This window comes from Pseudomonas sp. Ost2 (assembly GCF_018326065.1).
GTDB lineage: Bacteria > Pseudomonadota > Gammaproteobacteria > Pseudomonadales > Pseudomonadaceae > Aquipseudomonas > Aquipseudomonas gingeri.
In genome coordinates, this window is record NZ_AP021904.1 from 512,621 (window position 1) to 532,534 (window position 19,914).

Here is a 19,914-nt window from a genome sequence, read left to right on the forward strand (position 1 = left end):
GCTTGCCGGCGATGAGGCCTTTGAGTCTCGCGATGACTTTGCTGATGCTATCGCCGGCAAGCCGGCTCCTGCAGTTTGTGTGGCGTACCTGAATGTTCATGCCAGCACCTTCTCGACCGCGTCGACAAACACCCGGGGTGAGGCCAGGAGCATCTCGCGGCTGTTGATATCCACGGCGACCTGCACCGTGCTGGCGCGGGTCAGGCGTTCACCGCTGGCGAGGTCGGTGATCAGGTAATTGACCTTCAGGCGGTTTTCCCACTCCACCAGGTCGGCCCGCACGTTGATCTTCTGACCGAACACCGCACCGCGCACGTAGCGCAGTTGCAGGTCGATCACCGGCCAGGCGTAGCCCGATTCGAGCATCTGCGCGTAGTTGTGGCCGATATGGTCCAGCAGCGCGCAACGGGCCACTTCCAGGTACTTCACGTAATGGCCGTGCCAGACCACGTTCATGGTGTCGACGTCGAAGAACGGCACGAGGATTTCCGTATCGACCTGCAGCACGCCGCGGCTACGCATGCAGCCTCCAGTGTTGCTCGGCAATGCGTTGCAGGCACAGGCGCAGCTCGGCTTCCAGGGCGCGGTCCTCGATCACCGGCGGGAAGTCCCGGGCCAGCTCTTCGCGCATGGCCGCCAGGGCCGGTGGCAGCGGGCGGGCGTCGGCTTCGCGGCTGCGCAGCCAGACCCCCTGGTTGGCGGCCAGCAGGGTGGCGGCGGCGACCTGCTCGGTCAACTCCAGCACCCGGATCGCGTCGCGGGCGGCGATGGTGCCCATGCTCACCTTGTCCTGGTTGTGGCATTCGGTGGAACGCGAGAACACGCTGGCCGGCATGGTGTTTTTCAAGGCTTCGGCGGTCCAGGCGCTGGTGCCGATCTGCACGGCCTTGAAACCGTGGTTGAGCATCGCCCGATCGGCCTCGGAGCCGGACAGGTTGCTCGGCAGGCCGTGGTTGTAGCGTACGTCCACCAGCAGGGCGAGCTGGCGGTCGAGCAGGTCGGCGACGTTGGCCACCAGGGTCTTGAGGCTGTCCATGGCAAAGGCGATATGCCCGCCATAGAAATGCCCGCCGTGGAGCACGCGCTCTTCCTCGGCGTCGATGATCGGGTTGTCGTTGGCGCTGTTCAGTTCGGTCTCGATAAAGCCGCGCAGCCAGCCCAGGCTGTCGGCCAGCACGCCGAGGACGTGGGGCGCGCAACGCAGCGAGTAGCGGTCCTGCAGGCGGTGCAGCGGCGCGGTCGGGGCATCGATGGCCAGGTCCTTGCGCAGCCAGGCGGCGACCTGCATCTGCCCCGGGTGTGGCTTGGCGGCGAACAGGCGCTCGTCGAAATGCTCCGGATTGCCCTGCAGCGCCACGACGTTCAGCGCGGTGATACGGGTCGCCAGTTGCAGCAGGTAGTCGGCGCGGGCGAAGGCCAGGCAGGCCAGGCCGGTCATCACGGCAGTGCCGTTCATCAGCGCCAGGGCTTCCTTGGGTCGCAGGACCAGTGGGTCCCAGCCGAGTTCGCGGTGCACGTCGCAGGCCTGGCGGCGTTCACCACGGAACAGCACTTCACGTTCGCCCGACAGGGTCGCGGCCACATAGGACAGCGGCGTCAGGTCGCCGCTGGCGCCCACCGAACCCTCTTCGGGGATCAGCGGCAGGATGTCCTGGTCGAGAAACGCCTGCAGGCGTTCCAGCAGTTCCACGCGCACCCCGGAGACACCGTGGCACAGCGACTGCAGACGGGCCGCGAGCACGGCGCGGGTGGCCTGCGGATCGAGCAGCTTGCCCAGGCCGCAACCGTGGAAGGTGTAGAGATGACGGGGCAGGGCCTCGACATGCTGCAAGGGCACCGCGACCACGCAGGAGTCGCCGTAGCCGGTGGTGACGCCGTAGATCACGCCTTCCTTGTCCAGCAGCGAATCAAGGAACTGCGCGCCCTTGGCGATGCGCTGGCGGTAGGCCGGATCGTTTTGCAGTTGCGTCGGCACCTGACGGTTGGCCAGGGCCAGCACGTCTTCGATGCGCAGCGGGAGTTCGCCGAAGGTTACCGGCTCAAGCGGATGCGTCGTCATCGGTCTTCCAGAAAGGGTAGAAATTGAACCATTGTTGGGGCGCTTGCAGGCAGTACTGGCCCAGGCGCTCGGCATAGCGGGCGGTCCAGTGGGCGATGACCTGTTCGCGGTCGCTGCGCTTCCATTGCACGGCGTCGGTGAAGGGTTCGAGGGTGATGCGGTAGCGGCCCTGGAGCTTCAGGCAGAACAGCAGGTTGACCGGGCATTTGAGCAGCCCGGCGAGCAGCCAGGGGCCCTGGGGGAACGCCGCCGGGTGACCGAGGAAGTCCACCCGCACGTTGCGCCCGCCATGCAGCGGAACGCGGTCGCCGGCAATCGCCAGCCACTCGCCACGGTCCAGGCGCTGGCTCAGTTGCAGCATGATCGCCGGGTCCAGCTCGCTGACCTGGATCAGGCGCAGGTTGGTCGCGCCGGCCTCGCCCAGCAGGCGGTTGAAGCGTTCGGCGTGCTTGGTGTGCACCAGCACGTTCATCGTGACCTTTTCCCCCAGCTCGGCGAGGGCGCGGCAGACTTCCAGGTTGCCCAGGTGGGCGCCCACCAGCATCTGCCCGCGTTCGCCGCGCAGCTGATTGCGCAGCAGCGCCGGGTCGACGATTTCGATCTGCTCGAGGCTCAGCTTGCCGTTCCAGACGTCGAGCTTGTCCAGCAGCGCGTCGGCAAAGGCCATGAACTGGCGGAAGACGTTCAGGCGCGTCGGCTGCAGAGCCTTCTGCCCGCTCCAGGCCGCCAGGCGCTGCTGGTATTGCCAGGCGCTGCGGCGGGCGGTGCGACCGAACAGGAAGAAGTACAGGACGATGCCGTGCAGCACCGGGCTGAGCAGGCGCCGGCCCAGGACCCTGACGCCGAAGGCGGTGAGCTTCATCAGCCAGAAGCTGCCGCGCTCCTGGCGGTCGGCCCAGTGTTTCTGCGTATCGCTCATGCCCGCCACCGTCGCCAGAGGATGCCGGGCAGGCGCAGCAGCATGCCGAAGAACAACCGGGTGTGCATCCCGGAAATCAGCGCGTTGTCGTGGAACAGGCGGAAATGCGACAGGCCGTCCTGCGGGTAATGGACCCGGGTCGGCAGCCAGCGCATGGGCTGGTTGCGCCAGGCCAGGCGTACGAGGATTTCCGGGTCGAAGTCCATGCGCTTGCCGAGCCGGGTACTGTTGATCAGGGCCAGCACCGGCGGTAGCGGATAGACCCGGAAACCGCACATGGAGTCGGGGATCTGCAGCGACAGGCTGTTGATCCAGACCCAGACGTGGGTCAGGTAGCGGGCGTAGAGGCGACCCTTGGGCACGCTCTCATCGTATTGCGGATAGCCGCAGATCAACGCCCCGGGATGGCTGCGGGAGGCGTCGAGAAAGGTCGCGACATCGTGCAGGTCGTGCTGGCCGTCGGCGTCCACCTGCAGGGCGTGGCTGAAGCCCAGGCGCGAGGCTTCCCGCAACCCGGCCATGACCGCGCCGCCCTTGCCCTGGTTGACCGGCAGCCTGACCAGGAAGATCCGCTCGTGTCCGGCCAGTTGTTCCAGCACCTTGGCACAGGCCGGGCTGCTGGCGTCGTCGACCAGCACGCAGGGCAGGCCGGCGGCCAGCAGCGCTTCGACCACGGCGGGCACGGCGGTCTCATGGTTGTAGACCGGGATCACGGCACATGGCTTGTGCAGGCGGTCGGGCTGCCTTTGCGGGGCTTGCGCAAACACCGTGTCATCGTTGTTCGCGGGCAAGCCCGCGTCCACAGGGGCAACCCTGTCATCAGGAAGGTCGAGCTCAGTCATGCGCGGCCTCCAGCACGATCCGGCCGCTGGAGCAGGCGGCGCTGGCGTTGCGAAAGGCGAAGTGCAGTTTGCTGCGTTCCGGGTCGAAGCGCAGGCTCAGTTCGATCCGGTCGCCGGGGCGCACCAGTTGCTGGAACTTCAGCACTTCCATGCCGGCGAATTTCGCCGGCAGTTCAAGCCGTTCGCGACCCAGTTCGAGCGCCCAATCCACTTGCACCACACCCGGCAGCACCGGTGTGGCCGGGAAGTGGCCGCTGAAGTAGGCGAGGTCCGGCGGCACGGCGAGGTGCAGCAGCCATTCGCCATCCGTCTCGTTCTGCGCCAGGACCTCCGGCCCCTTGGGGCGCGGGGCTTGCAGCAGCGCCTGGACTTCGGCTTGCGGCAGCTTGCCCTGGGCGTTGAGCGGCAGTTGCCGCAGCAGGCGCCAGCGCCGTGGCAGCGCCAGGGCTTCGCAATGTTTCAGCAGGTGTCGGCGCAGGGTTTCGGTCAGCGTCCGCCGACCCTGGTTGCGCAGGGCGTGCAGGCCTTGTTCGGAGAGCACCAGCAGCGCCCCGAGGTAGGCCCGGTTTTCCTGGACCACACCCAGTCGTGCCTCGTCGACCCAGGTGTGTTCCACCAGGGCCTGTTCGAGCATCGGCAGGGAGATGCGTTTTTCCTCCAGCTTGACGATGCGATCCAGCCGACCGAGCAGCTCGAAGCGGCCATCGGCCTCGAAGCGCACGGCATCCGCCGTCTGCTCGACATGCCCGGCCGGCAGGTAGGGTGAGGCCACCCGCAAGGCGCCATCGGCGTCCTGGTCCAGTTGTACATCGGCGAAGGGCTGCCACAGCCGGGCACCCTGGCGCCAGGCGATACCGCCGGTCTCCGAGCTGCCGAGGATTTCGGTCGGCCATTGCTGCAAGCGTTGTCGCAGGCTGTCGGCGGCGTCTTCCGGCAAGGCGCCGCCGGAGGAGAATACCCGGCGTACCTGGCTCAGGGCCGGCCAGTCGAGGTTGTCGCCCATGCGCTTGAGCAGGGCCGGGCTTGCGACCCAGGCGAACTGCGGATGCTGGCGACTGGCGCGTTGCAGGTCCTCGGGGAAGGCCAGTTGCGTGCGCACGAAGGGGCGGCCTGCACACAGGGGCCAGAGCACGCGGAACAACAAGCCATAGATATGCTGGGTGGCGACACTGCCGATGATGCAGGCCTGGCCGAGGTCGGCGCCCCAGAGTTGTTCCAGGGCCCGCACTTCATTGGCCAGTTGCCGCAGGCTTTTTTCGATGCGCTTGGGTTCACCGCTGGAGCCGGAGGTGCATAGGCTCAGGCGGCAGGCATCGAGATCGAGCGCGGCCGGGGCCAGGGCCTCGGCACGCAGCTCGGCGAGGGCGCTGCTGTCGGTCAGCCACAGGTCGACATCGGCGGCCCAGCGCCGGCGCGTCTGCTCCTGCAGGTCGGCCACCAGCAAGACGGCGACCCCGGCGCGCCAGGCGCCGAACAGGGCGATCGCCAGTTCCCCGGCGTCCTCCAGGTGCAGGGCCATGCGCTCCACGCCACGGGCCCGCAGCCCGGCGGCCAGGCCCAGGGCCTGCTGGCACAGGTCGGCATGGTCCAGGGGCGGGTCCATCGTCACGGCACGTGCGGCGTGCGTCTCGAGCAGCAGTTGCTCAAGGTTTATCCAATTCATGCGCGGCCTCTTACGCGTTGTCGTATCAGCCATTCAATGGCAAACAGCAGGCCCATCAGCCCGTAGGCGATCAGGCCGTTGTACAACGTCCACCAGCTCAGCGGCGCCCACAGGGTCAGCGCGGCCGCGAGCAGGCCGTTACAGAGAAAAAACAGGCTCCAGGCCTGGGTCACCCGACGTGTGTAGCTGATCGCCACCTCCGGCAGGTCCGGCTCGCTCAGGCGCGCCAGGCGCTCCGCTACCGGTGGTCCGAACTTCAGGCTCAGGCCGAACAGGCCGAGCATGAAGCCGCTGATCAGCACCGGGTACCAGCGCAGCAACGACGGGTTGTTCAGCAACGCCAGCAAGCCGCAGAACGCCATGGCGCACAGGGCCATCCACAGGCTGCCGGGCTTGCGTTCGCCGGTCAGGGCCCGGGCCAGCCACAGGCTGCCGAGCAACAGCCCGAACTGCCAGGGCGCGAAATGCTCCATGCCGAAATACACCGCGAAGGGGTACAGCAGGCCGGCCAGCAGCAGGCCCAGGCCGATCAGTCGGCTCATGCGGCCGGCTGGACCAGGCGGAACACGGCTTCGACCACGTCGTTGACGGTGCGTACCGACTTGAACTCCTCGGCGGCGATTTTCTTGCCGGTCTGACGCTTGATGTGGTCGATCAGGTCGACGGCGTCGATGCTGTCGATTTCCAGGTCCTGGTACAGGTTGCTGTCCAGGGTGACGCGTTCGGGTTCGAGTTCGAAGAGTTCGACCAGGGCATCGCGCAGGGTATTGAAGATGTCTTCACGGGTTTGCATGGTGGTGTCTCACGCTGCCTGTTTTGCCGTGACGAAAGCCGCAAGGCTGGCCACGCTGGAGAAATGGTCGCGGGTGTCCTTGGCGTCGGCATCGATCTTGATGCCGTAGCGTTTCTGGATCGCCAGGCCGAGCTCGAGGGCGTCCACCGAGTCCAGGCCCAGGCCTTCGCCAAACAGCGTTTGCTCGTTGCCGATGTCCTGGGCGCTGATGTCTTCGAGGCCGAGGGCGTCGATGATCAGTTCCTTGATCTCAAGGTGCAGGGCGCTTGTTGGATCGCTCATCTGTGGCGAGCTCCTTAATGAAGTAATGGTGCAGAAAGTCGTTGAGCTTGCGCGAAGCCTGGGGCGCTGGGCCCTGGCTGGCGAAGGTCTGTGGGTCTATATCGGCCCCGACGCGAAAACTGAAGTGCACGCGGCGCCCGGGGATGCGATACCAGGGTTCGGCCTTGGTCAGGGTGGTGGGGCTGACCTTGATCACGACCGGGGTGATGATTCTCGCACCTCGCAGGGCAATCGCGGCTGCGCCGCGATGAAAGGCCGGCGCCTCTCCCGGGGACGTGCGCGTGCCTTCGGGAAAAATGATCAGGGTCTGGCCGCCTTGCAGCGCGGCGGCGGCCGCGTCGAGCATTTCCATGCTGCCGTCGTTGCTGATGTATTCGGTCGAGCGTACCGGTCCGCGAGTGAACGGGTTCTGCCAGAGGCTCTGCTTGACGACACAGTTGGCGTTGCGCACCAGGCCGATGAGGAACACCACGTCGATCAGCGACGGGTGGTTGGCGATGATCATCTGTCCGGCGCGGCCGAGTCGTTCCGCGCCCTCGACTTCATAGGTCAGCACGCCGGTACGCGCCATGAACCGGATAAACAGCCAGAACAGGCGGCTGACCGTTTGTCGTGCACGCAGGCGCTGGCGTTGCGCATCGCCGGGCAGGCAACCGAGCAGGGGGAAGATCACCAGGCGCAGGCACAGGCCGCCCAAGCCGAACAGGGCGAAGCTGGCAGCGGTGGCCAGCAGGCGCCAGTAGTAGGCGTCACGGGGCTTGTTCACGCTCGGCGTTGCCAGTTCCATGCCCGGTTCTTCCATGTGTGTTGGCAGGTGGTGTCCGGGCCGAGCAGGGTCCGTACCAGATTGAGGGCATGGGGCCACCGGGTTCTGCTGCCATCGTCCGGGCAACGAGCGAGGGACAGTTGCCATTCATCGCCCGGGGTCAGCAACAGACCGACGGCATAGGGGAACGGCACATCGTCGATCCAGTGGCTGTAGGCCGCGGGCGGTTGTTCTTCGGTGATCACCAGCAGTACCGCCGGGGCGCCTTCGCCGAGCAGCGCGGCGGCCTCCAGCATGCCGTGCTCCAGGCCGTCGCCATTGGCGGCCAGTGCGGTCATTTCGCTGGTTTCGCCGCGCATGATCGACCACAGGCCGATGATGGCGTTATGTACCGAAAGGCTGAACTGCGTGGGCGAGAGCGGCTGGTCGGCCGCCAGGTCGCTGAGGATTTCCAGGGTCCGCGGGGTCTCGCCATGCCGGGAGATGAACACCAATGGCAGGGCTTCGCGACCTTGCGCCAGCGGCCAGCCGACGCTGAAGGCCATGCGCGCCAGGCGGCTGAGACGGCGGCGCTGCATGGCCGGCAGGAACGACACGTCGGGAGCGGCATCGCTCGGCGCAAGCACCGTGGGCTGGCGGCTCCAGGCCTGCCAGTCGTCCACGCTCCCGAGGCCCGGGGCCCAGGCGCGCCATTGGGCGATATTGAAGTTGATCACTGAGTGTCTTCCCGCCCCTGCGGGCTTCCTTGAACGCTACGGCTGGTTCCTTGACCGATACCAACCTTGGCGTGGCGCTGTGGCCGAGTGGCGCGCATTATCCCGGTGCGGCGGACTTGTAGCAAACAATTGGCTACATTTTGCACGATAAAATTTACAAATGACGAACGTGCTGTGTGTCATATGGCCATTATCGATGTTTTCGGTGATACGTCTGTCAGTCGTTTCCCCGCTTTGAGTGGAATGATCGAGGGTTTGCGCAGCTATTGCTGATGATGGAGTAGTACTTGTCTCTCCGAGGTGGCGAAGCAGCGGCCAAGCCCTCTACACTCGGTCATTCATTGATACACGGAGGTCTTGTCATGCGGCGTGTGGTGTTCAATCAGAAGGGTGGGGTCGGCAAGTCGAGTATTGCCTGCAACCTGGCGGCGGTCAGCGCCAGCGAGGGCTATCGGACCCTGTTGGTGGACCTCGATGCCCAGGCCAACTCCACGCAGTACCTGACCGGGCTCACCGGTGAGGACATTCCCATGGGGATTGCCGATTTTTTCAAGCAGACCCTCTCGTCCGGGCCGTTCTCGAAGAAGGGCCAGGTGGACATCTACGAAACCCCCTTCGACAACCTGCATGTGATCACTGCGACTGCCGAGCTGGCCGACCTGCAACCCAAGCTCGAGGCGAAACACAAGATCAACAAGCTGCGCAAACTGCTGGACGAGCTGGCCGAGGATTACGACCGGATCTACCTGGATACCCCGCCGGCGCTGAATTTCTATGCGGTTTCAGCGCTGATCGCCGCTGATCGCGTACTGATTCCCTTCGACTGCGACAGTTTTTCCCGGCAGGCGCTGTATGGCCTGCTGGCGGAAATCGAAGAGCTGAAGGAAGACCACAACGAAGGCCTGCAAGTGGAAGGGATCGTGGTCAACCAGTTCCAGCCGCGGGCCAGCCTGCCGCAGCAGATGCTCGATGAACTGATCGCCGAAGGGCTGCCGGTGCTGTCGGTGTACCTCAACAGTTCGGTGAAGATGCGCGAGTCCCACGAAGCCAGCAAGCCGCTGATTCACTTCGACCCGCGCCACAAGCTGACCCAGCAGTTCATCGACCTGCACAACCTGCTGGAAGACAACGCTTAAGCGGCAATGCCCTGGCTGCGCAGCCACGCCAGTAGTTGCGGCAACGGAAATGCCCCGCTCTGCCGCGCGACTTCCCGGCCGTTCCTGAACAGGATCAGGCTGGGAATCGAGCGAATCCCCAGTTGTGCGGAGAGTTGCTGGTTGGCTTCACTGTCGAGCTTGGCCAGCCGGCATTTGCCCGCCAGTTGACCTGCCGCCTGCTCGAACACCGGTGCAAAGGATTTGCACGGCCCGCACCAATCCGCCCAGACATCCACCAGCAACGGCAGGTCGCCCTTGATCTGGCTGGCGTAGTCGCCCTGTTTCAACTCGAAAGGTTTGTCCAGCAGGACCCCGGCCTTGCAGCGCCCGCATTTTGGCTGGTCGCCCAGGCGGTCGGCAGGGATGCGGTTGAGGCCGTTGCAGTGGGGGCAGGGGATCAACAGGGGTTCGGACATCAGAAGGGCTCCGGATAAGTGGCCAATGGTTCTCTATCTGGAGTCGTGGGCGGGTTTTATCAAGGCTTCAGGGGCTTGCGGCATGCTCGATGAACTGCTTGAGGTGATTGGCGAGGACGACTCGAGCCCGCTCATGAGCCTGATGGATATCCTCAGTGACCATATCGAGGCGTATGACCAGGAGCATCGGCCGATGCCGGTGGCCAGTGGGGCCGATGTGTTACGGGAAATGAGGCGTGAGCACGGCCTGAACCAGAGCGACCTGCCCGGCGTGGGGCCGCAATCGGTGGTTTCCGAGATTCTCAGTGGCAAGCGCCAGCTCAACCTGCGCCAGATCCGCTGGTTGGCTGAACGCTTCGGGGTGCGTGAACAGATCTTTATCTGAAGGAGACGCACGTCTTGTACCTCAAGACGAGCAGCTGATCTCCAGGTGCTTGCCCCACTCCGGTGGCCGCTCGGCGTAGGCCTCCATGCCGGGCTGCTCCTCGAACGGTCGGCTCAGCACCGTGTGTAGTTGCCTTGTTTCGGCGTAGTCGCCTTTTTCCGCCGCCTCGATGGCCCGTTGTGCCAGGTAGTTACGCAGGATGTACAGTGGATTGACCGCATGCATGCGCGCCTTGCGTTGTGCTTCATCCTGATCCGGTTCGCGGGCGACGCGCGCCAGATAGCGCTCGGCCCAGGCATCGAAGCCCCTCAGGTCGATGAAGTCGTCGCGCAGGCGCGCCACCGCCAGGTGGGCCGGCTGGTCGCCCAGGCGACGGAAGAACAGGGTGTAGTCGACGCCGCCGACCTGCATCCGTTGCAGCAGGTCTTCCACCAGTTGCTGGTCGCTGTCTTCCGCCGTGGTCAGGCCGAGGCGGCGGCGCATCAGGTCCAGGTAGTGGGCCTGGTACAGCGGCAGGAACAATCCCAGGGTTTCGCGCAGGGCCTCGACCGTGATGAAGGGCGTCAGCGCCTGGGCCAGCGCGCTGAGATTCCACTGGCCGATCGGCACCTGGTTGCTGAAGGAGTAGCGCCCCTGGTCATCGGAGTGGTTGCAGATGAAATGGGCGTCGAAATCGTCGAGGAAGGCGAAGGGCCCGAAATCGAAGGTGATGCCGAGGATCGACATGTTGTCGGTGTTCATCACGCCATGGCAGAAACCATAGGCCTGCCATTTGGCGATCAGCTCGGCGTTGCGCTCGACGATCTCCTTGAACATCGCCAGGTACGGCTCCGGCTGTTCCAGGCATGCGGGGAAGTGCTGCGCCAGCACATGCTCGCCGAGTTGCTTGTGCTGCTCGGTCTGCTGGGTGTAGTAGAAATATTCGAAATGACCGAAGCGGATATGGCTCGGTGCCAGGCGCAGGACCATCGCCGCGCGCTCCTGCTTTTCCCGCCAGACCGGGGTGTTGGAGCCGATCACGCAGAGTGCCCGGCTGCTGGGGATACCCAGTGCCTGCAGGGCTTCGGAGGCGAGAAACTCACGGATCGACGAGCGCAGCACCGCGCGGCCATCGCCCATGCGCGAATAGGGGGTCTGGCCGGCACCCTTGAGATGCAGGTCCCAGTGTTCGCCCGCCTGGTTGTAGACCTCGCCCAGCAGCAATCCGCGACCGTCGCCCAGGCGTGGGTTGTAGGAGCCGAACTGGTGACCCGAATAGACCATCGCCCGTGGTTCGGCTTCGGCCCATAGCTTGTGGCCGCCAAACAGCTGGGCAAACACCGGCTCTTCGGCGACCGCCGGGTCGAGGTCGAGCAGGGCCATGGCCGCCGGGCTCGCGACGACCAGGCGCGGGTTGTCGATGGGCTCGGGCAGCACATGGGTGGAAAAACCGTCGCCCAGGCGGGCGAAGCGGTTGTCGAAGGTCAGTTCGTCGAGGGCTTTCAACGGCCATCTCCAGCAGAATGTCCGAGCATTCTGCTGGGATCAGGCGCCTGATGCTAGTCGAGCTTGCTCAGCGGCGATGGCTGATCAGGCTCGGCAGGGGGCTTGGGCACCAGGCCGTCCGCTTCGCCTTCGACCGGCACCAGCTTGTATTCCTGGCCGTGCAGGTTCTTGAGGTAGACCTCCATCTGCCGGAACGAGATGTTGATGTGCTCTTTCTTGAACTCGCGGTTGATGAAGCGGTTGACCTCGTCGATCACCGGGTTGCGGTCGCCCAGGTCACGCACGTGCATGCGCAGTTCGTGGTCCAGGGTGCTTTCGCCGAAGTTGAGGAAATACACATGGGGCTCGGGCTCCTTGAGCACCCGCGGGTTGTCGCGGGCTGCCTTGAGCAGCAGTTCCTTGACCCGGTCCAGGTCGGAGCCGTAGTCCACGCCGAGCTTGAGGGTCACGCGGGTGACGGTATCGGTCAGCGACCAGTTGATCAGTTGCCCGGTGATGAAGGTCTTGTTCGGGACAATGATGTCCTTGCGGTCGAAGTCGGTGATGGTGGTCGCGCGGATGCGGATCTTGCTGACCGTGCCCGACAGTGTGCCGATGGTAATGGTGTCGCCGATCCGCACCGGACGTTCGAACAGGATCATGATGCCGGAGATGAAGTTGGCGAAGATTTCCTGCATGCCGAAACCCAGGCCTACCGACAGGGCGGCCACCAGCCACTGCAGCTTGTCCCAGCTCACGCCCAGGGTCGAGAGGGTCGACACGAAGCCGATGCCGGCGATGACATAGGACAGCAGGGTGGTGGTGGCGTAGGCGCTGCCCTGGGCCAGTTCGAGCTTGGACAGCACCAGCACTTCCAGCAGGCCGGGCAGGTTGCGCGCCAGGGCGAAGGTGATGCCGACGATCGCCAGGGCACCGATGACGTTGCCGATGGTGATCGGCACCATGCTCATGGCGGCGCCGGTGCCGCTGGTGTACTCGTAGAGGGTGATGTTGTCCAGGTACGAGAACACCGTGATCAGGTCCGACCAGACCCAGTACAGCGCGGCGACGAAGCCGCCGAGCAGGGCCAGGCGGATCAGGCGCAGGGATTGCTGGTTGACCTGCTCGATATCCAGGGTCGGCTCTTCGAGCACCGGCTCGCCATCGCCCGCCTCCTTGGCCGCCTGGCGCTTGCTCAGGGCGCGCTGGTAGGCCAGGCGCCGTGCCGCCACCGCCAGGCCGCGGACGAAGGTGGCTTCGATCACCAGCCAGAACATCAGCAGGTAGAGCGTGTTGATCAGTCGGTCGCTGAGCTTCAGGGCGGTGTAGTAGTAGCCGAAGCAGACCGCGACGAACAGCGCGATGGGCAGCGCGGTGAACACTACCCCCACCAGTTTGCGGAACAGCGAGGCATTGTGGTGGTTCGGGCTGCCCAGCAGCAGGCGACTGAGCAGCCAGGCCATCAGTGCGTAGCAGGTCAGGACCACGGCGATGCCGAGCACGTCGTCGGCCAGCGAGGCCGGCTGGTGTTCGGCCACCGCCACCACGGCCACCAGTGCCATGACCACGAAACCGAGGCGTCGCACCCAGCCCTGGAGAAACTCGACCTGGGGTTTTTCCCAGTGGAAATGCAGCTCGGCCACGCCGCCCGGGGCGAGGATCCGATAGGCGGTGTAGAACACCAGCCAGGCCTGGGACATCTGCAGCAACGCGGCGCCGAGGTTGGCGTTCTGGCCCCGGGCGTCGATCTGCAGGGCGTAGCCGCAAAGCGCCAGGGCCAGGGCGATCGGCATTGCCAGCAGGACGTTGACCAGGATCGCCAGCGGCGTATGCCATTGACTGTCGCGCTTGAAGTGGCCGATGTCCTTGTGGACCTTGGTCAGTCGCTCATACAGGTAGTTGCGTTTCCACAACAACGCACCGATCAGCAACAGCAGGGGCAGGAACAGCAGCGGCCGTTGCAGCAGGCCGTCGGTCAGCTCGCTGAGGCTGGAGAGCCAGGGCAGGGTATTGACCTGCTTCTGCAGGCGGTTGGGCACGCCTTCCAGCCATTCCAGGTCCAGCGGCTTGTTGCTGGGGATCCAGAACATCTGCTCGTCCAGGGTCGAGCGCAGGCTCTGGGCGGTGCTGAGCAGCTGTTTCTGGTTCAGTTGCAGGGTGATGGATTCGTTGAGCAGCGCGCTCAGTTCGCGGTTCAGGCGTTCCAGCAGGTCGCTGCGGGTGACGGCGAGGTCGAGCAGGGTGCGGCGCAACTGTGGGTTGACCTGTTCCGGTGGCTGGGTCGCCAGCAGGTTATCCACGTAGGTGGACGGACTGCTGATCAGCTCGCGCTGCTGGTTGACCTCGAACTGGTACAGGCGGATATCGGCGATCTCGTCCGCCAGGTCCTTGTCCACCTGCAGGCGCGGCAGGGCCTGCTTCTGCTTGTAGAGAATCTTCGACAGCAACAGGCTGCCCTTGAGCACGCTGATCTGTTCGTCCAGGGCCTGGTCGCTCTGGGTCACGCTGTCGAGCTGCTGCTTGGTCTGCAGGTTCTGCTGGGTCAGTTCGTTGAGGCGGTCGGTGCTTTTCAGCAGGTAGTCGGAAAGCTTGAGGTTGGTCGCGCTCTCGGTCGCCAGCAGGCTGCTGTCACCGGCTTTCTGGGCTTCGATGGATTGCTGGGTGACGGTCTGCTGGGACTGGGCCAGGCGCTTCTGGTTGATCAGCGTCTGCATGTCCTGGATTTCCTGCTCCAGGCGCGCGGTCTTCTCCATCAGCAGGTCGTGCTGGCTGTTGCCCAGGTCCTGCAGTTGGCTGTTGCCGGCCAGCTCCTGGCGGCGCAGCAGGATCAGGGCGTTGATCGAGGCCAGCTCGGCGTTCAGCTGATTGCGCTGGTCGCTGCTCAGGGTCTTGCCGTTGTCCTTGCCCAGCTTGAGGAGGGTGTTGATCTGCTGGATGCGGGTCTGGCTGCTGCTGATTTCCGACTGTGCCCGTTCGGGGCGGGTCTGGGCGGTGATGATCAGGCTGTTGGCATCGGCCAGGGCCTTTTGCAGATCGCCCTGCTGGGTGGTGCGCTCGGCCAGCAGTTGCTCGAGCTGCGGCACCGATTGGCTGGCATAGCGCTGGGCGACCGGGACCACCTTGGTGACTTTCAGGCGGGCCAGTTCGCGCTGGTTTTCGCTGGTCTGGCGCGGCGCTTCGGCGACTTGCTGCTTGGTCGCGGTCAGGCGCTTGTCGTAGTCGTCGGCGCTCGACAGCCAGGTCAGGGTCTGTTGCAGCACCAGTTGCAGGGCTTTCTGATCGGCGTCAGGCAGCTTGCGGTCGGCGATCTTGTCCAGGCTCTGCTGGACCGACTCGCTGGTGGGCGGCTCGGCGGCTTGCAGCGCGCCGACGGAAAGACTCAGGCCCAGCAGGGCCGTAACGAAAAGAGAGCGCAAGAAGGACATAGGTACCGGTCGAGCAAGGTGAAGAGAGTGGGCAGTTTAGAGGAAGAGTCCCGGCCCTGGGCGACTTCCTTCGGGGAATCTGACGCCCACTTTGCCGATCTTGTTCCCGTCCATGACCGCGACGGTCCAGATCGTGTTGTTCCACTCCACCTGGTCGCCGACGATCGGGGCGCCACCGACCTTGTGGGCGATGAAGTTGCCCAGTGGGGTATTCGGGTCGACCCCTTCGAGTTTCAGGCCATAGAGGGCCGAGACCGCGCCCAGCTGGGCGTCGCCCTCGAGGACGAAGTCGCCGAAGAAGCGCAAATCCAGGCCGCGTTGCGGTGCCTGGCTGAACAGTTTGCCGAGGGCTGGCAGGTTGTGTTCGTGGCCGATGACACACAGCAGGTCGCCGACCTCCAGGGTCGTACTACCCGACGGATGGAGCAGTTGCTGGCCGCGGAACAGCGCGGCGATCCGCGTGCCCTCGGGCATCTTCAGCTCGCGCAGGGCGGCACCGATGCACCACTTCTCGGCACCCAGGCGGTAGACGAACAGTTCCCACTCGCTGGTGACATGGACTTCCAGGGCGGCCCGGGAGATCGGCGCCGGCTCCGGCGGTACCGTGACCTTGAGCAGCTTGGCGACCCACGGCAGGCTGGTGCCCTGCACCAGCAGCGATACCAGCACGATAAAGAACGCCAGGTTGAAGTACAGCTGCGCATGGGGCAGACCGGCCATCAGCGGGAACACCGCGAGAATGATCGGCACCGCGCCGCGCAGGCCGACCCAGGAAATAAAGGCTTTTTCCCGGCCATGGAAGGCCTTGAACGGCAGCAGGCCGACCACCACCGAGAGCGGCCGGGCGAACAGGATCATCCACAGCGCCAGGCCCAGGGCCGGCAGGGCGATGGGCAGCAGGTCGTGTGGCGTGACCAGCAGGCCCAGCACCAGGAACATGCCGATCTGCGCCAGCCAGGCCATGCCGTCGAGCATGTGCAGGATGCCGTGGCGGCTGCGTACCGGACGGTTGCCGATCACCAGGCCGCACAGGTAGACCGCGAGGAAACCGCTGCCGTGCAGGGCGTTGGTCAGGGCGAAGACCACCAGGCCGCCGGCAATCACCAGGATCGGGTACAGGCCGTTGGCCAGGTTGATCCGGTTGACCAGTTGCAGCATCAGCCAGCCGCCACCGAGGCCGATGATGCCGCCGATGCCGAACTCGCGAAGCAGGTGGCCGAGCAGGCTCCAGTGCAGGCCGGTCTGGCCGCTGGCAAGCATGTCGATCAGGGTCACGGTGAGGAACACCGCCATCGGGTCGTTGCTGCCGGATTCGATTTCCAGGCTGGCGGTCACCCGTTCGTTCAGGCCCTTGCCGCCGAGCAGGGAAAACACCGCGGCGGCGTCGGTCGAGCCGACGATGGCGCCGATCAACAGGCCCTGGATGATGTTCAGGTCGAACAGCCAGGCGGCGGCCATGCCGGTCAGCCCGGTGGTGATCAGCACGCCCACGGTGGCCAGCGACAGCGCCGGCCAGAGGGCTACGCGGAAACTCGCGACCCGCGTACGCAGGCCGCCGTCGAGCAGGATCACGGCGAGGGCGAGGTTGCCCACCAGGTAGGCGGTCGGATAGTTGTCGAAGATGATGCCGCCGCCGTCAACGCCGGCGGTCATGCCCACGGCCAGGATGATCACCAGGATCGGGATGCCGAGACGCGAGGACAGGGAGCTCACCAGGATACTTGCGCCTACCAGCAACGCGCCGATCAAGAACAGGCTGTTGATGGTCGTCGCATTCAAAGGCAGTACTCCAGGAAAGCTAGAAAGGCGGTGCGCAGACTGACCATGCAGTCTGCGTGCCAGCGATTCTAACCTGTTGAAATGTACTGCTGTCAAAAAGCTTTAGAACCAATCGTCCTGCATGGCCAGGCAGGTATCGTCCCGTGCTTCGAGAATCGTCAGCTCATGATGGCAGCCGGGGACTTCCCAGGTCAGGAAGTAGCGGGCAGCCTGCAACTTGCCCTTGTAGAACGCCCGGTCCGCCGGGTTGCCCCTGGCCAGGCCTTCTTCGGCCCGGACCGCCTGTTCCAGCCAGCGCCAGCCGATCACCGTGTGGCCGAACGCTTTCAGGTACAGCGCCGAATTGGCGAGGCTGCCGCTGACCTTGCCCTGGGCCAGGTCGGTCAGCAGGCCGATGGTCACCGCCTGCAGGCGGGCGACCAGTTGCTCCAGCGGTTCGCGCAGGGCGTCCAGCGAGGTGTGCGCGGTTGCCCGTCGGGCCGTGTCGGCGATCAGCCGGATCAGTTGCTTGAGCCCGGCACCGCCATTCTGCGCCAGCTTGCGGCCCAGCAGGTCCAGCGACTGGATGCCGTGGGTGCCTTCGTGGATCGGGTTGAGGCGGTTGTCGCGGTAATACTGTTCCACCGGGTATTCGCGGGTATAGCCGTGGCCGCCGAGGATCTGGATCGCCAGCTCGTTGGCCTTCAGGCAGAACTCCGAGGGCCAGGACTTGACGATCGGGGTCAGCAGGTCGAGCAGTTCATGGGCCTGGCGCCGTTCGACTTCCGAGGCCAGGGTCGTGGTGTCGTCGAACAGCCGGGCGGCGTACAGGCCGAGGTCGAACGAGCCTTCGACATAGGCCTTCTGGGTCAGCAGCATGCGCTTGACGTCGGCATGCTGGATGATCGCCACCGGCGCGGTGCCCGGGTCCTTGCTGTCGGGCAGACGGCCTTGCGGGCGTTCCCGCGCATATTCCAGGGAGTACAGGTAGCCGGCATAACCGAGCATCACCGCGCCCATGCCGACGCCGATGCGTGCCTCGTTCATCATCTGGAACATATAGCTCAGGCCATGGTGCGGCTTGCCCACCAGATAGCCGACGCAACTACCGTTATCGCCGAAGTTCAGCGCGGTGGAGGTGGTGCCCCGCCAGCCCATCTTGTGGAACAGCCCGGCCAGCAGCACATCGTTGCGCGGGCCGAGGCTGCCATCGTCGTTGACCAGGAACTTGGGCACGATAAACAGCGAAATCCCCTTCACTCCGGGCGGTGCGTCCGGCAGCTTGGCGAGGACCATGTGCACGATGTTTTCCGACAGCGGGTGATCGCCGCCGGAAATGAAGATCTTGTTGCCCTTGAGGCGATAGCTGCCGTCGGACGCCGGTTCGGCGCGGGTACGGATATCGGCCAGCGACGAGCCGGCATGGGGTTCGGTCAGCGCCATGGTGCCGAAGAAGCGTCCGTCGATCATCGGCTGCAGGAAGCGTCGCTTCTGCTCATCGCTGCCGAAACTCTCGATCAGGTTCGCCGCGCCCATGGTCAGGAACGGATAGGAGGTCGAGGCGGCGTTGGCCGACTGGAAATGCGCGAAGCAGGCTTGCGACAGCAGCGTCGGCAATTGCATGCCGCCTGCCTCGAAGCTGCGCGCGGCGTTGAGGAATCCGGCTTCGAGGAAGGCATCCACCGCCGGCTTCACTTCCGGGATCAGGATCGCCTCGCCGTTTTCATAGCGCGGCTCGTTTTCATCGTTCTTGCGGTTGTGCGGGGCGAAGAACTTTTCGGCGATGGTGCGGGCGGTGCCGAGGGCGGCGTCGAAGGTTTCCCGTGAGTGCTCGGCAAACCGCTCGCGCTGGGTCAGGCCTTCGGCATCGAGGACTTCATACAGCTCGAAAGCCAGATTACGGGAACTGAGCAGCGTCTCGGACATGGCGGCCTACCTTTGATGGGATGGACCGAGTCTAGGTGGCTGAATGGGCAGTGCCTAGCAAGATTGATCTGGGTGATGGAGGGTCAAAGCAGTGACAGGGGCGTCGCTTGGGTTTGTAGTATTTGTCGGCGCGAGAGAGTGCCGTGTAGGGGTTTTTTCTGATATTTGAACGAATCGGTTGCCGTCAAAGTGGTCCTTCGAGTTTTTTTGATGGAGCACTCCATGCTGGAAAAACTGTCAACCACCCCGTCTCTCAGCGTCGGGCCTTTGAGGGATGCCTTGCCTTCGGTCTTGTCCGAGTCGCTGAAAGCGGTCGCGAACAGCCCCCAGGCGTTTCAGAAAATCCCGGCGCAATCCGTATCGTCCGCTGCCGGCCCCGGATTGTTGTATGCCGAAGCGATTCAGGCCGTGGCGGACCGCTACGGCGTCGTGCTCGGCATTCGTGCGCCCAACCCCCTGAGTGCGAGCCTGCTCAGGGAAGGGTTTTCCTCGAAGAATTTTCACGTCAAGGCCAAATCCAGCAGCACCGGGCCGACAGCCGGTTTTATCCCGTTGAATCCTGCCTACTCGAAGGTGGCTCCAGGGCAAGTCGCCAGGCAGCAGCGCAGTATCGAGGGGGCATTGGCCGGCGGGGCGAAGGCAGTGAACCTGCTGTTGTCCCCGGCACGCATTGACGAGTTGCTGGCGACCGGGCACATGGCGGCGCGGGGTTCAGGCTATCGGGCCGAGTACCCGTCAGGTGCATCCGCCCATTTCAGCATCGACGCGAAAGGCCAGGTCTTCGACGAGGCGGGGCCGGTGAAGGTGTTGAGCAATCCGGGCAGCGACAGGGCGATCACGGCGGACTATGACCTGTTTTCGATTTATCCGCGCAGGGCCCAGGGTGACAACGTACGGCCGCTGCGGGTTGCACCGATGTTCGTGGGGAACGCCTGTGAGGAACTGAGACAGAGGGCCAGGCCGCTGCTCACCGGGCGGCCCGCCTTCGAGGGGGCGCAGGAGCATGTGGATATGGGCAATATCCATCGTTTCGGCATCGCTATCGTGCAAGCGCTGAACCGGGAAATTGCCGGGGCGGGTTACACCGGTGGCAACCTGGTCTGGCACAACGATGAGACCGGCAATCCCTTTTCCCCCGGATTCGATGCGCGGGATGCGCCGATTTTCTTTTTTCCCAGGGATCGCGGGAGTGGAGAGACGCCTCGGCCTCGACAGGTGTCATCCAGGGAGGAGTTGCTGGCGCTGCAGGGGCAGTTGAGGGAGGCGGGGTTTCAGGTTGAATACAGTCCCCGGTTCGGGTTCTGAGCGAGAGTGGAAACAGGCGCCCGTTGCGGGCGCCTGGT

General features: G+C 64.7%; 18 protein-coding genes. 3 read left to right on the top strand and 15 right to left on the bottom strand.

The annotated features are described in order from the left end of the window. Positions 1 to 96: 96 nt before the first annotated feature. The 10 genes from KI243_RS02280 to KI243_RS02325 form a co-directional block, all read right to left on the bottom strand. Complete coding sequence (locus tag KI243_RS02280) at positions 97 to 522, bottom strand: acyl-CoA thioesterase (RefSeq protein WP_017126879.1); 426 nt, start codon at positions 520 to 522, stop codon at positions 97 to 99. Continuing rightward, positions 515 to 2,059: an aromatic amino acid ammonia-lyase gene (locus tag KI243_RS02285; protein ID WP_212810402.1), complete on the bottom strand. Its 1,545-nt coding sequence runs from the start codon at positions 2,057 to 2,059 to the stop codon at positions 515 to 517. The genes KI243_RS02280 and KI243_RS02285 overlap by 8 nt, the downstream gene beginning before the upstream one ends. Further along, positions 2,040 to 2,978 carry a glycosyl transferase gene (locus tag KI243_RS02290; protein WP_177109766.1) on the bottom strand — a complete coding sequence of 313 codons (939 nt, stop codon included), beginning with the start codon at positions 2,976 to 2,978 and terminating at the stop codon, positions 2,040 to 2,042. The genes KI243_RS02285 and KI243_RS02290 overlap by 20 nt, the downstream gene beginning before the upstream one ends. After that, positions 2,975 to 3,709, bottom strand: a complete 735-nt coding sequence (locus KI243_RS02295) for a glycosyltransferase family 2 protein (protein WP_212811163.1) — start codon at positions 3,707 to 3,709, stop codon at positions 2,975 to 2,977. The genes KI243_RS02290 and KI243_RS02295 overlap by 4 nt, the downstream gene beginning before the upstream one ends. 103 nt (positions 3,710 to 3,812) lie before the next feature. Next, positions 3,813 to 5,483: an AMP-binding protein gene (locus KI243_RS02300; protein ID WP_212810403.1), complete on the bottom strand. Its 1,671-nt coding sequence runs from the start codon at positions 5,481 to 5,483 to the stop codon at positions 3,813 to 3,815. Next, entirely contained in the window at positions 5,480 to 6,025 is a 546-nt protein-coding gene (locus KI243_RS02305) for a membrane protein (protein WP_017126874.1), read from the bottom strand. Before KI243_RS02305 ends, KI243_RS02300 begins: the two co-directional genes overlap by 4 nt. After that, complete coding sequence (locus KI243_RS02310; RefSeq protein WP_010453727.1) at positions 6,022 to 6,276, bottom strand: acyl carrier protein; 255 nt, start codon at positions 6,274 to 6,276, stop codon at positions 6,022 to 6,024. The genes KI243_RS02305 and KI243_RS02310 overlap by 4 nt, the downstream gene beginning before the upstream one ends. 9 nt (positions 6,277 to 6,285) lie before the next feature. Further along, positions 6,286 to 6,558, bottom strand: a complete 273-nt coding sequence (locus KI243_RS02315; RefSeq protein WP_010453729.1) for a phosphopantetheine-binding protein — start codon at positions 6,556 to 6,558, stop codon at positions 6,286 to 6,288. Then, positions 6,527 to 7,345 carry a lysophospholipid acyltransferase family protein gene (locus KI243_RS02320; RefSeq protein ID WP_177083450.1) on the bottom strand — a complete coding sequence of 273 codons (819 nt, stop codon included), beginning with the start codon at positions 7,343 to 7,345 and terminating at the stop codon, positions 6,527 to 6,529. Before KI243_RS02320 ends, KI243_RS02315 begins: the two co-directional genes overlap by 32 nt. Next, positions 7,321 to 8,040: a beta-ketoacyl synthase chain length factor gene (locus KI243_RS02325; protein ID WP_177083448.1), complete on the bottom strand. Its 720-nt coding sequence runs from the start codon at positions 8,038 to 8,040 to the stop codon at positions 7,321 to 7,323. Before KI243_RS02325 ends, KI243_RS02320 begins: the two co-directional genes overlap by 25 nt. A 362-nt stretch (positions 8,041 to 8,402) precedes the next feature. On the opposite strand from KI243_RS02325, the gene KI243_RS02330 reads away from it, so the two are divergent. Next, on the top strand, positions 8,403 to 9,176 hold the full coding sequence (locus KI243_RS02330; RefSeq protein WP_177117839.1) for a ParA family protein: 774 nt from the start codon (positions 8,403 to 8,405) through the stop codon (positions 9,174 to 9,176). Here KI243_RS02330 and trxC read toward each other — a convergent pair. After that, positions 9,173 to 9,613 carry a thioredoxin TrxC gene (gene trxC / locus KI243_RS02335; RefSeq protein WP_177117838.1) on the bottom strand — a complete coding sequence of 147 codons (441 nt, stop codon included), beginning with the start codon at positions 9,611 to 9,613 and terminating at the stop codon, positions 9,173 to 9,175. The two genes, KI243_RS02330 and trxC, sit on opposite strands and share 4 nt — an antisense overlap. Before the next feature lie 25 nt (positions 9,614 to 9,638). Here trxC and KI243_RS02340 point away from each other — a divergent pair, with 25 nt between their 5' ends. Next, entirely contained in the window at positions 9,639 to 9,998 is a 360-nt protein-coding gene (locus tag KI243_RS02340) for a transcriptional regulator (RefSeq protein ID WP_244861805.1), read from the top strand. Between the two features lie 21 nt (positions 9,999 to 10,019). On the opposite strand, the gene selO is transcribed toward KI243_RS02340, so the two are convergent. The 4 genes from selO to KI243_RS02360 form a co-directional block, all read right to left on the bottom strand. Beyond that, entirely contained in the window at positions 10,020 to 11,483 is a 1,464-nt protein-coding gene (gene selO, locus KI243_RS02345) for a protein adenylyltransferase SelO (protein WP_177117837.1), read from the bottom strand. Positions 11,484 to 11,536: 53 nt separating this feature from the next. Further along, complete coding sequence (gene mscK, locus KI243_RS02350) at positions 11,537 to 14,887, bottom strand: mechanosensitive channel MscK (RefSeq protein WP_177083446.1); 3,351 nt, start codon at positions 14,885 to 14,887, stop codon at positions 11,537 to 11,539. 36 nt (positions 14,888 to 14,923) lie between these two features. Beyond that, positions 14,924 to 16,666: a potassium/proton antiporter gene (locus KI243_RS02355; RefSeq protein WP_017126865.1), complete on the bottom strand. Its 1,743-nt coding sequence runs from the start codon at positions 16,664 to 16,666 to the stop codon at positions 14,924 to 14,926. 102 nt (positions 16,667 to 16,768) lie between these two features. Continuing rightward, positions 16,769 to 18,571, bottom strand: coding sequence for an acyl-CoA dehydrogenase (locus KI243_RS02360; protein WP_212810404.1), 1,803 nt, complete (start codon positions 18,569 to 18,571; stop codon positions 16,769 to 16,771). A 222-nt stretch (positions 18,572 to 18,793) separates the two neighbouring features. On the opposite strand from KI243_RS02360, the gene KI243_RS02365 reads away from it, so the two are divergent. Continuing rightward, positions 18,794 to 19,876, top strand: a complete 1,083-nt coding sequence (locus KI243_RS02365) for an anthrax toxin-like adenylyl cyclase domain-containing protein (protein WP_212810405.1) — start codon at positions 18,794 to 18,796, stop codon at positions 19,874 to 19,876. Positions 19,877 to 19,914: the final 38 nt, after the last annotated feature.

Excerpts from the sequence above, each read along its gene's own strand:
- KI243_RS02280 (WP_017126879.1), bottom strand. The coding sequence starts at position 522 with ATGCGTAGCCGCGGCGTGCTGCAGGTCGATACGGAAATCCTCGTGCCG.
- KI243_RS02285 (WP_212810402.1), bottom strand. The coding sequence starts at position 2,059 with ATGACGACGCATCCGCTTGAGCCGGTAACCTTCGGCGAACTCCCGCTG.
- KI243_RS02290 (WP_177109766.1), bottom strand. The coding sequence starts at position 2,978 with ATGAGCGATACGCAGAAACACTGGGCCGACCGCCAGGAGCGCGGCAGC.
- KI243_RS02300 (WP_212810403.1), bottom strand. The coding sequence starts at position 5,483 with ATGAATTGGATAAACCTTGAGCAACTGCTGCTCGAGACGCACGCCGCA.
- KI243_RS02305 (WP_017126874.1), bottom strand. The coding sequence starts at position 6,025 with ATGAGCCGACTGATCGGCCTGGGCCTGCTGCTGGCCGGCCTGCTGTAC.
- KI243_RS02310 (WP_010453727.1), bottom strand. The coding sequence starts at position 6,276 with ATGCAAACCCGTGAAGACATCTTCAATACCCTGCGCGATGCCCTGGTC.
- KI243_RS02315 (WP_010453729.1), bottom strand. The coding sequence starts at position 6,558 with ATGAGCGATCCAACAAGCGCCCTGCACCTTGAGATCAAGGAACTGATC.
- KI243_RS02320 (WP_177083450.1), bottom strand. The coding sequence starts at position 7,345 with ATGGAACTGGCAACGCCGAGCGTGAACAAGCCCCGTGACGCCTACTAC.
- KI243_RS02330 (WP_177117839.1), top strand. The coding sequence starts at position 8,403 with ATGCGGCGTGTGGTGTTCAATCAGAAGGGTGGGGTCGGCAAGTCGAGT.
- trxC (WP_177117838.1), bottom strand. The coding sequence starts at position 9,613 with ATGTCCGAACCCCTGTTGATCCCCTGCCCCCACTGCAACGGCCTCAAC.
- KI243_RS02340 (WP_244861805.1), top strand. The coding sequence starts at position 9,639 with ATGGTTCTCTATCTGGAGTCGTGGGCGGGTTTTATCAAGGCTTCAGGG.
- mscK (WP_177083446.1), bottom strand. The coding sequence starts at position 14,887 with ATGTCCTTCTTGCGCTCTCTTTTCGTTACGGCCCTGCTGGGCCTGAGT.
- KI243_RS02360 (WP_212810404.1), bottom strand. The coding sequence starts at position 18,571 with ATGTCCGAGACGCTGCTCAGTTCCCGTAATCTGGCTTTCGAGCTGTAT.
- KI243_RS02365 (WP_212810405.1), top strand. The coding sequence starts at position 18,794 with ATGCTGGAAAAACTGTCAACCACCCCGTCTCTCAGCGTCGGGCCTTTG.